Genomic DNA, 12341 nt, shown 5'->3' with positions numbered 1-12341 from the left:
ACCATGACCACCCGCCCCGACCCCCGGGTACTGTTACGCCTGCTGGCGCTACTCGCCCCTTATCGCGGCCGCCTTGCCATCGCCGCCCTGGCCCTGCTGGTGGCCTCCAGCAGTGTACTGCTGCTGGGCCAGGGGTTGCGCGTAGTGATCGATCGCGGCTTCCTGGCCGCCGACGCCACCCAACTCAACCAGACCTTGGCCGCCATGCTCGGGGTGGTGAGCGTGCTGGCGGCTGCCTCGGCGCTACGCTACTACCAGGTGAGCTGGATCGGCGAGCGCCTGGCTGCCGACCTGAGACGTCAGGTATTCGACCACCTGCTCGAGCTCGAGCCTGCCTACTTCGAGAGCGCCACCCGGCGCGACCGTGGCGCTGCCGAGATTGCCTCGCGGCTGACGGCCGATACCAGCGTGCTGCAGACGCTGTTCGGCTCCTCGATCTCGTTGGCGCTACGCAACCTCGTCATGCTGCTTGGCACGGTAGCCCTGATGCTGGTAACGCAGCCATGGCTTTCGGCGCTGGTACTGATCGGTATCCCTGCCACACTGCTGCCCATCGTTTGGTTCGGCAGACGTGTCCGGCGACTTTCCCGCCACAGCCAGGACAAGGTGGCCGAACTGGGGCGCTACGCCAGCGAGGCCCTGGATGGCATTCGTACCGTGCAAGCGTTCTCCCACGAGGCGCTCGACCGGCGGGACTACGGCGAGCGAGCCGAACAGGCCTTCGCTACCGCCGTGGTGCGCACGCGGCAACGAGCCTGGCTGACAGGTGTCGCCATGCTGGCGGTGTTCGCCGCCGTGGGCCTCATGCTATGGCAAGGTGGCCAGGCGGTTCTGGCCGGCGAGATAAGTGCCGGCGAGCTTTCCGCCTTCGTCTTTTATGCGGTACTGGCGGCCGGGGCCGTGGCAACTCTGGCCGAAGTGGCCGGTGACGTGCAGCGTGCTGCCGGCGCTGCCGAACGCCTGCTCGAGCTGCTCGATGCCGAGCCGGCCATTTCTCCACCGGCCGAACCGGCGCCCCTGCCTGCACCGCTGCGCGGCGAAATCGGCCTTGAAGGGGTCAGCTTCGCCTATCCGGGGCGGGAGATCCCGGCCCTGGATACGCTCGATCTGCAGATTCGATCCGGGGAGCGCGTAGCGTTGGTGGGCCCTTCAGGTGCCGGCAAGAGCACGCTGTTCGCGCTGCTGCTGCGCTTTCACGACCCCGACCGGGGCCGTGTCACACTGGACGGCATCGATCTGCGCGAGTTCGATCCGAAGGCGCTGCGCGCAGGCATGGGCCTGGTGTCGCAGGAGCCGGTGCTTTTCACCGGCACGGTGGCGGACAATCTGCGCTACGGCAAGCCAGACGCCACGCCGGAGGAGCTTCGCGCTGCCGCCCGGGACGCCAATGCCCTCGCCTTCGTCGAGGCCTTGCCAGCCGGCTTCGATACCGAGCTCGGGCCCGGCGGCGTCCAGCTCTCCGGCGGTCAACGCCAGCGCCTGGCGATCGCCCGTGCGCTGCTCAAGGATCCTAGTGTGCTGCTGCTCGACGAGGCCACCAGCGCGCTCGACGCCGAAAGCGAGCGCCTGGTACAACAAGCGCTGGACCGGCTCATGGCCGGGCGTACCAGTCTGGTCATCGCCCATCGCCTGGCCACGGTGACCGCCGCCGACCGCCTGCTGGTGTTCGATGAAGGGAAGCTCGTTGCCGCCGGCCGCCACGCCGAGCTGCTCGAAAAGAGCCCTCTCTACCGCCACCTGGCGGAGCTTCAGTTCGGCCGACACCATCCCGTGCTTTAGACGGACATGTCGGCTCAGATAGCGTTTCGCAGCCCAAGCTCGTAGGGATGCGGGTCCAGGTAGGTCTGCTGGCGGATATAGTCCGAGCCGTGGCGCTTCATGTAATGGTTTAGCAGTCTCACTGGTACCGCCAGGTGCACGTGCCCCAGGCGGTACTCTTCTATCGCTTGCAGCAGGTCCTGCTTGACCTCGCTATCCAGCTCCTGCTTGAGATAGCCCATGACATGCATCAGCGCATTGGTGTGCGTCTTGCGGGTGGCCGGACGCGACAGCGCGGCCATGAAACGCCGCAGGTAGGAAGTCTTGACCACTTCCAGCGGCAAGGCATGGGCGTCGCTGCCCAGGTAGCGGCCCAGTTCACGGTAGGCTTCGACGTGGTGGGCCATCAACAGGTATTTCTGACGGCTGTGGAATTGGATCAAGGCATGAAACCCGACGGCGCCTTCGACGTTGCGCTTCCAGTCATCGAAGGCGAACACACGCGTGATGAAGTTCTCGCGCAGCACGGCGTCGTTCATGCGCGCCTCCTCTTCCAGCGGCAGCTCGGGGAAGTGCTCGCGTAGGACCTGCACGAAAAGGCCGGAGTCGGCATGACTTGGCATGCCGTTCTCGTGGTAGACCTTGACCCGCTCGAGCCCACAGCTCGGCGACCCCTTCATGAGTATGAAGCCACGCAGATGGCGGTGGCGTGTCACGAACGCTTCAGCCACCTCTCTCAAGCGCTCAGTGACGTCGAGCTCGGGGTCTACGGTTCCCTTGACCCGCGGTGGTTCGCCGGGGGCGCCGACGAGTCGAATCGGTTCTCTCGGCACACCCAACCCAGCCTCGAGTTCAGGGCAGAACCGCTCGAAGGCGAAACACTCCTGCAGCACCTCCAGGCAGTAGCGAGAGCGCTTGTGGCCGCCGTTGTAGCGCACCTGCTCTCCCATCAGGCAGGCGCTGATACCCACCGGAATGGCATTCGATGATGTGGTGTCAACCAAGATCGGCTCCTTCCCGTTACCTGACACATCCTCGCCTCATGTGCGCCGGTGAGCAAGCGCCTGTCCTTCGCACTCATGCCGCTAATTTCGCCCCTTGTTTGCCCGCTCGTCATCGCAGCAAAAGTGCACCAACGGAAAATCAGAGGGTTGAAACGAAGCGCTTATACATGCCGTTATATTGGATTATCCACGAGACATCCTTCCTTAGAAACGATAACCATTCTTAGCATTAGAAAACCCTATTCCCCTTGATGGAAGACTGACCAATACCTAGGTTAAACGTGCCGGCAGACGCCATGCCGGACAACGGGTAAATGGAAATACGACACTGCTTGTAAGCAATTGACAAGCAATACGAAAGAAGGAGTTTTGACATGGCACAGCAAAACCAGAATCCGGGCAATTTTGCCAACGACCCCAAGAAGGCTGCCGAAGCCGGGCAGAAAGGCGGCAAGCAAAGCAGCGGCAACTTCGCCAACGACCCGCAGCGTGCCTCTGAAGCCGGTCAAAAGGGTGGCCGGAACAGCGGCGGCAACTTTGCCAACGATCCGCAGAAAGCCTCCGAGGCTGGCCGCAAGGGCGGCAACAAGGGCGGCAAGAGTTAAGGCCACAGATGCCGCTCGATCGCATGGTCGGCTGACATGATGGTTGCGTCGCGCGGAATGCGGCTTGAGCCGGCGCCAGGGAAGGCACATGCGATCGGGAGACAGTCGAAAGACAAGAGCTGTCAGGGTTCGCTCTGACAGCTCTGCTCGTGACGTCGACTTTTCAGTGACGCCATTTCCGTCGGGCCCTGGGGGCTAGCTCACACGCATGCGTAGTTCATGCAGCCACCAGGGGTATTCCCGACCAAGGTCGCATTGTTCTGAGAAGGTAAACGGATCAACCTTACGGAAATAAAAAAGACCCCCCGAAGGGGGTCAGGTGGAGCACGCCAGCTCACATCGGTATATCGCCTGCTGTTTCTCAGCCGTTGGCGACGTTGCTCAAGAAGGTAGTGGAACTGCAGCCTTCCTAAGCGTTGATCGGTTAGTGACTCTCGATTCTGCTGCGTTGCCAAATACAATGCGATAGCCGCGCCAAAAAAAATAAAATCATTTAATAACAAAGACCTGCAAGAAAAACAGCCAAGCAGGCTTTGTGCCATGCCCCGCAGTACACCCCATCGTGCACCATCAAAGCCCAACAAAGCGTCTAGTCGCTGCATTTTGATGCGCTGCAAAAACAGCAGGCCATGATATTCCACTCACCTCGCCTTCGCTGTTTTGGCTTTACAGCATATCGCGAGCGACGTTCATTACCCGGCCATCCACCGTGCGCTGTACCTTGTCCTCGATCTCGCTACACAACGACTCCACTTTCTGGCGTTCGTTGCCCGTCACGACGAAGGTCCACTCACTCGCTTCCAGACGATCTCGTTGCCCGCTCTCGCACACCGCGACCGCCGGATTGCGACCGAAGCGTTCGTGAACCCCGCCCATCCGCTGGCGCTTCTCCTTTAGCGACCCGCAGCCCGGCAGGGACACCTCGATTGTCAATACGGCCATGTACATGAGACTAAGGTTCCTGTCGGTGGATGGCTGCCTGGGCCAGTATAGCGATGCGGGTTCACCCATTCAGATTAGGCTCAGGCAGCCCTCTTTCAACCGGAAGCCCTGGCGCTTCAGGCGCTATCGACGTTGCCCATCGGCAACGCCACCTTCATGTTCATCATCACGTTTACCGCAAACGCCAGGATGCCCAAGCCAACGATCACCGAGGCCAATGCCACCACTGGCTCGAGTTGCCGCATGCCGCCCGCGTAGAAGTGCAGGCATACCAACAGCACCGGGAGGCCTCCGTTGTGCAAATAGAAGTGAAGTCTCCCGAGAAGGCTGCGCGCGGCAGCCGGATACAAGTGATACATCAGACCGGCCAGGGCAAGGCTAGCCCAACCCAGCAGGTTGATATGTGCATGCACGCTTCGGAAGACATATTGATGACTGGCAGCCATCACGATGCCGTAGATGACGCCAACCAGGAGATATACCACCGCGATTTTCAGCCACATAAGGGCCATTTTCTTGTCTGCCATTGCACCGGCCATTGTCGTTCTCCCACGAACCCGTGCTCAGCAGGCAACTTCGGTTCGGCCATGGCCTCGATGGAGTATGTTGAGTCTCCATGAGGACAGGACAGCGCAGACCGCCTGCCGTCGATGGGTTGGTATCGTTATTGTCAGGGTAGTGACAGGCTGCGCTGCCAATGCTGGAACGGCGCAACCACGTACCATGGGTACGCCTTTTCTTTATGGCACCAAATCGGACACATGGGTACTAGCTTTGATTGGGCTGCGTCACGAATTCTTCTACCCCATTGGAACATGTCGTGGATGAGCAGCCACCCTGGCGAGCCAAGCCTGCACGGCAGGATAGCCAGCGAGAGAGAAACCGCCTTCGTCTGCCACATGGGTATAGGCATACAGGGCTATGTCCGCCACGGTGGGCTCCTCGCCGACGAGATAGGGCGAAGTCGCCAGCGTTTCTTCCATTACCGCAAGAGCCTTATGGCCACCCGCCTGCTTGGCTTCGTATTCGGCACGATGCTCCTCGGGCAAGCCTAGGTAACGGGCAATGAAACGCGCAACGGCGATATAGGGCTCGTGGCTATATTGTTCGAAGAATTGCCAGCTCAACACCTGCGCCATCGCCAGCGGTTCGCTGGGCAGATAGGCAGTTCCATGAGCAAGATAGTCGAGAATGGCGTTGGACTCGGACAGATACCCGCCCGAAGGCAGCTCCAGCAGGGGAATCTTGCCGTTGCGATTCTTGTCCCGGAACGCCGCTGTTTGCGTATCGCCGGCAAGAATGTCGATATCGACCCACTCGTGGTCGATATCCAAGTGGCTCATCAACAACTGCACCTTGTAGCAGTTCCCGGACTGGCGATCGCCGTAGAGCTTGAACATGTCTGCCTCATTTTTTGGGGTCTGGCTCAGACGCCAACTCGGGTCTATGTTGAGATGGCCTGTTGCAAAGGGCGCAACGACTCAATGGAGGGAGTCTCATGAATCAACATGACAGTGTATCCGAACATGATGTCGTCGATATTCTCACTCGCGATCACCGCGAAATGGAAGCGCTGCTCGAACAGATCAAGAGTGCGCCGGACGCCGAGCAGCGCCGCGACCTTACCGACACGCTGATTGCAGAAGTGGTGCGTCACGCTGTCGCCGAGGAGATGCACCTCTACCCGGTCATGGAGAAACGTATACCCGGTGGGGAGGAGGAATCCGAGCACGACAAGAAGGAACATGACGAAATCGTGCAGGTGATGAAGCAACTGGAAGATGCCGACGCCGCCGAGCCGGCCTTCATGGATCGCGTGCATAAGCTGGACGAGCTGCTGCGTCACCACGCCAAGGACGAGGAAGACGACCAGTTTCCCCAGCTACGCCAGCGTATCTCTCACGAAGATCTCGTCGAGCTGGGAAGAAAGGTAGAAAAAGCCAAGCAGATCGCACCGACCCGCCCCCACCCCAGCGCCCCTCACTCCGAACTGTTCCACAAGACAGTGGGACCAGGCGTAGGGATGGTCGACCGCCTGCGCGACAAGCTCAGCGGTAGAATGACCGGCTGATCGTCGCACCTTCGCTTCGCCCCGGTGCCGGGTTCGCTAAGGCATCGGGGCTTTGATTCAACGTCGCATAGCGCTCATTCGCCCACCACCGCATCGCGCTGATGGCGGTAAGTGTCATAGTCCGGTGGAAGTCTTTCGAAACACTCCTCTCTCTGGCTGGACGGCACTTGATGACACTCAAGGGCATTGCTGTGTTTTAGACTGTCGTACATGCCGCGCTGGGAGCAACCCAGCAAGAGCCAGGGCAAGCAACAGAAAAGCACGATCCGCCAATTGCTATTAGCACCGACCATAGTCGCCTCCGATAGGCCTTGATGGGTCCGCCGAATTATCCCTTCCCTCATACACGAGTAAGGGCATTATAGATTTCCGCAAGTCTCGGCAGGTCCTGCTCCGTCGCATGGCGTATCACTATTCTGACCTCTGCCCCCGTTGAGCGAATGACCAGCTGCCAACCCTTTGATTTCCAGCGTCATGAATACGCTGTTTGGGTCTGGCTGATAGCTTCCGAAAGGCGGACAGGGGGTGAAGCCGAAGGAAGTATATAAGCGACGTGCAGCCTGGAAAAATTCCATCGAGCCCGTTTCCAGGCTCAGCCTCGAATAGCCTCGGCCGGTCGCCTCTTGGATGATGTGCCGCAACAAGTTCGAGGCAACGCCCTTGCGCTGATGGGCGGCGGCAGTACGCATCGACTTGATTTCAGCATGAGAGTCCGTCATGTGCTTGAGAGCACCAAATCCTGCCAGCTCCGAACCGTCCCAGATGCTCCAGAAGGTAATGTCGGGGCTACGCAGGCCGCTCAAATCCAGTGCATGACGGCTTTCTGCCGGTGCGGTGTGCTCCATTGAGCCGAGATGCTCCCGGAGCAGCGCGATGACCTCAGGCCCCTCTAGATTGTCAATTCGAATTTCCACTCTTTCCTCCGACATCTAACCCAGCAGTCAAAGACTGATGGCAAGTACTGTCTGGTCAAGCGACCTTGTTGTGCGCTCGCCTTGCTAGCCAAGCATGAATCAATCCAGCCTGAAAAAACTGCACAGGAAGCTCAAAGCCTCCTGATTCAACGATAGAGGCAACCTTAGCCGGAGGAAGAACGCCAACATCATTGGCGTAGGCTTGGCGCATCCGCTCCACCGCTTCCGGTGAGACATCTGCCGCGGACATCATGTTCATCCAGGCGTGGAGCAATACTTCATATTCCAGTGACTCCACATCCGACGCCAAATCGGAGCTGGCGAGAATCCCACCCGGCTTGAGTCTATCTGCAATTTCACTGAAAAATCTTGAGCGCTCGCCCTCATCCAAGATGAACTGGGACACCAGGAAGCAGGTCGCAGCATCGTGCGGCTCTATAACGGAGAGTGAGCCGAGGTAGCCCTCGTGAAAAGTACAGCGAGACGCAACGCCCACTTTATCTGTTCTTTGCCGACAGATATCAAGCATGGCGCCGGATGGCTCTACAGCAGTAAAGCTCCACCCAGGATGCTCAGAGGCAAGATAGAGAAGCTCATCCCCCGTTCCTACCCCGACGCATAGCACCTTTGCATCTGCGGGCAGTTCAGCGAACATCGACCCAAGAAGCAGATGTAGGCAGTTTCGAATCGGTGCAGTCTTCGCCCACTGGGTATCGTAGCTTGCAGCCTGCTGATCAAATAGGGCTTTTATTTCTTCTTGGTTCATCTGCTTCTCCGTCTTTGAGAATCTTTGCTGCAGAGTACCGCATCTCCCATACTCAGAGTCTGGCAAGGGCATTTATTAGCACCTGTCCTGTATGCATTACGCACATGGGTTCTGGCGCAAAAGCTACCAGGGATCGTAGGTACCGAGGTTCCAAAGATGCCCCTCAAGGTCACGGCAACTAAAGCCTCGGCCGCCGTAATCCTCGTCCTTGATCTCGATAACTATCTGGGCACCTGCCGCTTTGGCACGCTCGTAGACGAGATCGGCGTCCGAGACGATGAGGTAGGCGCACTGCGTTTCGGCACCGCCGGTTTCGTCCGGCTGCTTCATCAGGCGGCCGAACTCACTGTCAGTGGCCGATGCCAGCATGATCATGCCATTGCCGAATGTCAGTTGGGCGTGGGCAATGCTCCCATCCTCGTTGGCAGCGACTAACTGCTTCTCGAAGCCGAAGACTTCGCACAGCCATTCGATGGCTGCGGGTGCATCACGGTAGCGAAGGCATGGAATCACCGTGGCTCGTGTGTTCTTGGCGATACTCGACATATCGAGACCCTCCCCTTCTAGGGCTGGCTCATGGCCAGTTTTCGATAACACTCCAGGATATAGGGCCAGCCGTATTCGGAGCCCATGGCGTCACGATACTCCTCGGCCCCATCGCCGTGGTTTCGCAAGTCACTATGTTTCAGTATTAAGCGAGTAGCACTTGGCCCGTTCTCGTGGAAACGAACTTCCACCGTGCTTGCTTGCGCAGGATCGGGCTGGGGCACTCGGTTGGGGCCGATCTGCCAGGTAATGAGCAAGCGACCCGGCGGCTCCCAGACCAGGACCCGGCCCCAGTCCACCTGGAAGCCGTGAGGCCCCACCTCGGTACAGCGGCCACCCTGCCGCGGCTCGATGCCGATGGTGTCCAACGCCGACTGCGACCAGGTGTATTCCGCAGGCCACCAGTCAGCTAGCCGTTCGGTGAAGAGCTGAAAGGCGCGTTTCTGCGCCTGGGTCAGGTCGATCTCGTGTACTGTCGAGTCGTTTGGCGATGGCATGACAGGCTCCGTTTTTCGTCCTGAAATGAAGCGTAGCCATGCACAGGCACCTTGGCCGTACTTTCCCGGCTTGTATCGCCGCTGGACGTTCCTCTCAGTGAATGGAAAGTGCTTCGCACGCAGCCTAGAATTTCTTCCCACTCGCTCACCGGAGACACGACATGACAATCCCTCGCCTCGGCTTCATCGGCATCGGCCTGATGGGCGACCCCATGACCCGCCGCCTGCTGGACGCAGGCTTTGAAGTCACCGTGTGGAACCGTACCCGGGAGAAATGTCGCCCTCTTCACGAGGCAGGCGCTCGAATGGCCCCTTCCATTGCCCAACTGGTGCAGAGTGTCGATATGGTGATGCTTTGCCTGGCCAACACCGACGTGGTGGAAGATATCGTATTCGGCGAGGATGGCGTGGCGGCCCACGGCCGTCAGGGGCAGTGCTTGATCGATCTCTCGAGCAGCGATCCAGCCGCAACGCGGGAGTTTGCCGAGCGCCTGATGAAGATCTGCGGCATGCACTGGGTGGATGCACCGGTATCCGGTGGCGTGATGGGAGCCGAGTCCGGCACCCTGGCGATCATGTGCGGCGGCGGTGAAGCAGACGTCGAGACAGTGCGCCCCCTGCTCGCGCCGCTCTCGGCGCGTGTCACCCACATGGGGCCGGTGGGTGCCGGCCAGGTCACCAAGGTATGCAACCAGATGATCGTCGGCTGTCAGGCCGCAGCCATTGCCGAGATGGTAGCCCTGGCCGAAGCCAGCGGTGTGGATGCCTCGCGCTTGACCGAAGCGCTGGCGGGCGGCTTTGCCGACTCCAAGCCCTTTCAGATCCTCACACCGCGCATGGCGGCAAGCGAATTCGATAACCCGGCCTGGCATTTGCGAACTCTGCTCAAGGATCTCGACATGGCACTGGCCCAAAGTCAGCGCGCCGGGAGTGCCACCCCGATGAGCGGCCTGGCCGCCCAGCTGATACGTGCCCACGCCAGTCACGGCCATGCCGAGCATGACCCGGCGACGCTGGTGGAAACCTACCGCCATCGGACATGACGGCAGAAGCGAGGCTCGGGGGCATTTGTTCCTCGCCCCGCCCTTCCGTACACTCGTTTGATTATCCCCTTCACGAGCTATTGCCGAGGCACCCCATGGCTTTCGATTCAACCTCTTCCTATGTGGCTACCGATGCCTTGAAGCAGGCGGTAAATGCCGCCGTGACGCTGCAACGACCGCTTCTGATCAAGGGCGAACCTGGCACCGGCAAAACCCTGCTGGCCGAGGAGCTGGCCCGCTCGCTGGATACCAGGCTCATTACCTGGCACATCAAGTCCACTACCAAGGCCGCCCAGGGGCTCTACGAATATGACGCGGTGAGCCGCCTGCGCGACTCCCAGCTAGGCGTCGAGGGTGTGGAGAACGTCGAAAACTACATCAAGCCCGGCAAGCTGTGGGAAGCCTTCACCGCCGACGAGCGGGTGGTGCTCTTGATCGACGAGATCGACAAGGCCGACATCGAATTCCCCAACGACCTGCTCCAGGAGCTGGATCGCATGGAATTCCACGTCTACGAGACCGGCGAGACCGTCTCCGCCAGGCACCGGCCGATCATCGTGATCACTTCCAATAACGAGAAGGAGCTTCCCGACGCCTTTCTGCGCCGCTGCTTTTTCCATTACATCGAGTTTCCCGACCGCGAAACCATGCAGGCCATCGTCGACGTCCATTTCCCCGACATCGCACCGAAGCTGGTGGGCGAGGCACTGGAAGTATTCTTCGACCTGCGCCAAGCGCCGGGATTGAAGAAGAAGCCTTCCACCTCGGAGCTGGTCGATTGGCTCAAGCTGTTGATGGCCGATGAGCTGGCGCGGGAAGCGCTCTATCAGCGTGACCCGGTGAAGGCGATTCCACCGCTGGCCGGTGCGCTGGTCAAGAACGAGCAGGATACCCATCTACTGGAAAGGTTGGCGTTCATGCTGCGCCGCCAAGGCAACCAGAGGCGCTGAGCCATGTTCATCGGCCTGTTCGAAACGCTCAAGCGCGCCGGCGTGCCGGTGTCGCTGCGTGAACTGCTCGACCTCCACGCGGTGGTCGATCGCGGCGTGGTATTCGCCGATATGGAGGCGTTTTATCAAGTGGCTCGAACCGTGATGGTGAAGGACGAACGCCACTTCGACCGCTTCGATCGCGCCTTTGCCGCCTGGTTCGATGGGCTGGAAAACCTCGAAGCCGCCATCGAGGCACTGATTCCCGACGACTGGCTGCGCCGCGAATTCGAGAAGCAACTGAGCGACGAGGAGAAAGCCCAGATCGAATCGCTGGGCGGACTGGAGAAGCTGATCGAGACCTTCAAGCAGCGCCTCGAGGAGCAAAAGGAGCGCCACGCCGGCGGCAACAAGTGGATTGGCACCGGCGGAACCAGCCCCTTCGGCGCTTACGGTTACAATCCTGAGGGCATTCGAATCGGCCAGGTGGGTTCGCGCCACCGTCGGGCGGTGAAGGTGTGGGACGAGCGCCGTTTCCGCGACTACGACGATTCGCTCGAGCTGGGTACGCGCAACATCAAGATGGCGCTGCGTCGGCTACGCAAGTTCGCCCGCCAGGGGGCGGCCGAGGAGTTCGACGTCGATTCCACCATCCGCGATACCGCCCGGGATGCCGGCCTGCTCAACGTGCGCATGCGACCGGAGCGCCACAATGCGGTAAAGGTGTTGCTGTTCCTCGATGTAGGCGGTTCCATGGACGATCACATTCGCGTCTGCGAGGAGTTGTTCTCCGCCGCTCGCTCCGAGTTCAAGCACCTGGAACACTACTATTTCCACAACTGCTTGTATGAAGGTGTCTGGCGCAACAATCACCGGCGTACCAGCGAGCGCATGCCCACTATGGATGTCCTGCACACCTACGGCAGCGATTATCAGGTGGTGATCGTCGGCGATGCCGCCATGTCGCCCTATGAAGTGACGCATCCCGGCGGCAGCGTGGAGCACTTCAACGAAGAGGCCGGTGCCGTATGGCTCAAGCGTCTGGTCGACAAATTCCCTCGCCTGGCCTGGCTCAACCCCATGCCCCCACGTGCTTGGGAATACACTCACTCGACCCAGTTGATTCGCCAGTTGATCGATGACCGTATGTATCCCATGACCCTGACAGGACTGGAAAATGCCATGCGCGAGCTGGCGCGAAGGTAGCCAACGGTAACGCTTTTTCTGGTAGCGATGGACTTGCCCAGGGCTTTACGGCTCCCTATA

General features: G+C 60.0%; 15 protein-coding genes. 6 read left to right on the top strand and 9 right to left on the bottom strand.

Translation table 11 applies throughout. The features are described 5' to 3' along the window. The first annotated feature begins 3 nt into the window (after positions 1-3). Positions 4-1779 (top strand): ABC transporter transmembrane domain-containing protein, encoded by a 1776-nt coding sequence (locus AC2VNO_RS02515; protein WP_486932658.1) that lies wholly within the window; start codon positions 4-6, stop codon positions 1777-1779. 14 nt (positions 1780-1793) lie between these two features. On the opposite strand, the gene AC2VNO_RS02510 is transcribed toward AC2VNO_RS02515, so the two are convergent. Further along, complete coding sequence (locus tag AC2VNO_RS02510; RefSeq protein WP_486932657.1) at positions 1794-2762, bottom strand: YbgA family protein; 969 nt, start codon at positions 2760-2762, stop codon at positions 1794-1796. A 374-nt stretch (positions 2763-3136) separates the two neighbouring features. On the opposite strand from AC2VNO_RS02510, the gene AC2VNO_RS02505 reads away from it, so the two are divergent. After that, positions 3137-3367, top strand: a complete 231-nt coding sequence (locus AC2VNO_RS02505; RefSeq protein ID WP_486932656.1) for a con-10 family general stress protein — start codon at positions 3137-3139, stop codon at positions 3365-3367. Positions 3368-3567: 200 nt separating this feature from the next. Here the strand turns inward: AC2VNO_RS02505 and AC2VNO_RS02500 are convergent, their stop codons facing one another. The 4 genes from AC2VNO_RS02500 to AC2VNO_RS02485 all read right to left on the bottom strand — a co-directional run bounded on the left by AC2VNO_RS02500 (position 3568) and on the right by AC2VNO_RS02485 (position 5709). Then, positions 3568-4008 carry a hypothetical protein gene (locus AC2VNO_RS02500; protein WP_486932655.1) on the bottom strand — a complete coding sequence of 147 codons (441 nt, stop codon included), beginning with the start codon at positions 4006-4008 and terminating at the stop codon, positions 3568-3570. Between the two features lie 25 nt (positions 4009-4033). Further along, complete coding sequence (locus AC2VNO_RS02495; RefSeq protein ID WP_486932654.1) at positions 4034-4315, bottom strand: DUF503 domain-containing protein; 282 nt, start codon at positions 4313-4315, stop codon at positions 4034-4036. Between the two features lie 110 nt (positions 4316-4425). Beyond that, positions 4426-4848, bottom strand: a complete 423-nt coding sequence (locus AC2VNO_RS02490; RefSeq protein ID WP_228577412.1) for a heme-copper oxidase family protein — start codon at positions 4846-4848, stop codon at positions 4426-4428. A gap of 261 nt (positions 4849-5109) precedes the next feature. Continuing rightward, a complete protein-coding gene (locus AC2VNO_RS02485; protein WP_486932653.1) occupies positions 5110-5709 on the bottom strand; it encodes a glutathione S-transferase family protein in 600 nt (199 codons plus the stop codon). A 98-nt stretch (positions 5710-5807) separates the two neighbouring features. On the opposite strand from AC2VNO_RS02485, the gene AC2VNO_RS02480 reads away from it, so the two are divergent. Further along, entirely contained in the window at positions 5808-6380 is a 573-nt protein-coding gene (locus AC2VNO_RS02480; protein WP_486932652.1) for a hemerythrin domain-containing protein, read from the top strand. Between the two features lie 359 nt (positions 6381-6739). Here the strand turns inward: AC2VNO_RS02480 and AC2VNO_RS02475 are convergent, their stop codons facing one another. From AC2VNO_RS02475 to AC2VNO_RS02460, 4 genes are all read right to left on the bottom strand, one after another. Next, the gene (locus AC2VNO_RS02475) at positions 6740-7294 is read right to left on the bottom strand and encodes a GNAT family N-acetyltransferase (protein WP_486932651.1); all 555 of its coding nucleotides are present in this window, start codon (positions 7292-7294) and stop codon (positions 6740-6742) included. Positions 7295-7349: 55 nt separating this feature from the next. Then, complete coding sequence (locus AC2VNO_RS02470) at positions 7350-8060, bottom strand: class I SAM-dependent methyltransferase (protein WP_486932650.1); 711 nt, start codon at positions 8058-8060, stop codon at positions 7350-7352. 123 nt (positions 8061-8183) lie between these two features. Continuing rightward, positions 8184-8606: a VOC family protein gene (locus AC2VNO_RS02465; RefSeq protein WP_486932649.1), complete on the bottom strand. Its 423-nt coding sequence runs from the start codon at positions 8604-8606 to the stop codon at positions 8184-8186. A 17-nt stretch (positions 8607-8623) separates the two neighbouring features. After that, positions 8624-9103, bottom strand: coding sequence for an SRPBCC family protein (locus AC2VNO_RS02460; RefSeq protein WP_486932648.1), 480 nt, complete (start codon positions 9101-9103; stop codon positions 8624-8626). 161 nt (positions 9104-9264) lie between these two features. Between AC2VNO_RS02460 and AC2VNO_RS02455 the strand changes: the two genes are divergently transcribed. The 3 genes from AC2VNO_RS02455 (at position 9265) to AC2VNO_RS02445 (ending at position 12281) form a co-directional block, all read left to right on the top strand. Then, complete coding sequence (locus tag AC2VNO_RS02455; RefSeq protein WP_486932647.1) at positions 9265-10146, top strand: NAD(P)-dependent oxidoreductase; 882 nt, start codon at positions 9265-9267, stop codon at positions 10144-10146. A gap of 95 nt (positions 10147-10241) precedes the next feature. Continuing rightward, complete coding sequence (locus AC2VNO_RS02450) at positions 10242-11096, top strand: AAA family ATPase (protein ID WP_228577400.1); 855 nt, start codon at positions 10242-10244, stop codon at positions 11094-11096. A 3-nt stretch (positions 11097-11099) separates the two neighbouring features. Next, the gene (locus AC2VNO_RS02445) at positions 11100-12281 is read left to right on the top strand and encodes a vWA domain-containing protein (RefSeq protein WP_486932646.1); all 1182 of its coding nucleotides are present in this window, start codon (positions 11100-11102) and stop codon (positions 12279-12281) included. Positions 12282-12341 lie beyond the last annotated feature (60 nt).

It is taken from the genome of Halomonas sp. TH-94, from assembly GCF_057473365.1.
The sequence above is the reverse complement of the archived record's forward strand: the minus strand, read 5'-3'. Positions and strand labels throughout refer to the sequence as shown.

Excerpts from the sequence above, each read along its gene's own strand:
- AC2VNO_RS02515 (WP_486932658.1), top strand. The coding sequence starts at position 4 with ATGACCACCCGCCCCGACCCCCGGGTACTGTTACGCCTGCTGGCGCTA.
- AC2VNO_RS02505 (WP_486932656.1), top strand. The coding sequence starts at position 3,137 with ATGGCACAGCAAAACCAGAATCCGGGCAATTTTGCCAACGACCCCAAG.
- AC2VNO_RS02495 (WP_486932654.1), bottom strand. The coding sequence starts at position 4,315 with ATGTACATGGCCGTATTGACAATCGAGGTGTCCCTGCCGGGCTGCGGG.
- AC2VNO_RS02490 (WP_228577412.1), bottom strand. The coding sequence starts at position 4,848 with ATGGCCGGTGCAATGGCAGACAAGAAAATGGCCCTTATGTGGCTGAAA.
- AC2VNO_RS02485 (WP_486932653.1), bottom strand. The coding sequence starts at position 5,709 with ATGTTCAAGCTCTACGGCGATCGCCAGTCCGGGAACTGCTACAAGGTG.
- AC2VNO_RS02480 (WP_486932652.1), top strand. The coding sequence starts at position 5,808 with ATGAATCAACATGACAGTGTATCCGAACATGATGTCGTCGATATTCTC.
- AC2VNO_RS02470 (WP_486932650.1), bottom strand. The coding sequence starts at position 8,060 with ATGAACCAAGAAGAAATAAAAGCCCTATTTGATCAGCAGGCTGCAAGC.
- AC2VNO_RS02465 (WP_486932649.1), bottom strand. The coding sequence starts at position 8,606 with ATGTCGAGTATCGCCAAGAACACACGAGCCACGGTGATTCCATGCCTT.
- AC2VNO_RS02460 (WP_486932648.1), bottom strand. The coding sequence starts at position 9,103 with ATGCCATCGCCAAACGACTCGACAGTACACGAGATCGACCTGACCCAG.
- AC2VNO_RS02455 (WP_486932647.1), top strand. The coding sequence starts at position 9,265 with ATGACAATCCCTCGCCTCGGCTTCATCGGCATCGGCCTGATGGGCGAC.
- AC2VNO_RS02450 (WP_228577400.1), top strand. The coding sequence starts at position 10,242 with ATGGCTTTCGATTCAACCTCTTCCTATGTGGCTACCGATGCCTTGAAG.
- AC2VNO_RS02445 (WP_486932646.1), top strand. The coding sequence starts at position 11,100 with ATGTTCATCGGCCTGTTCGAAACGCTCAAGCGCGCCGGCGTGCCGGTG.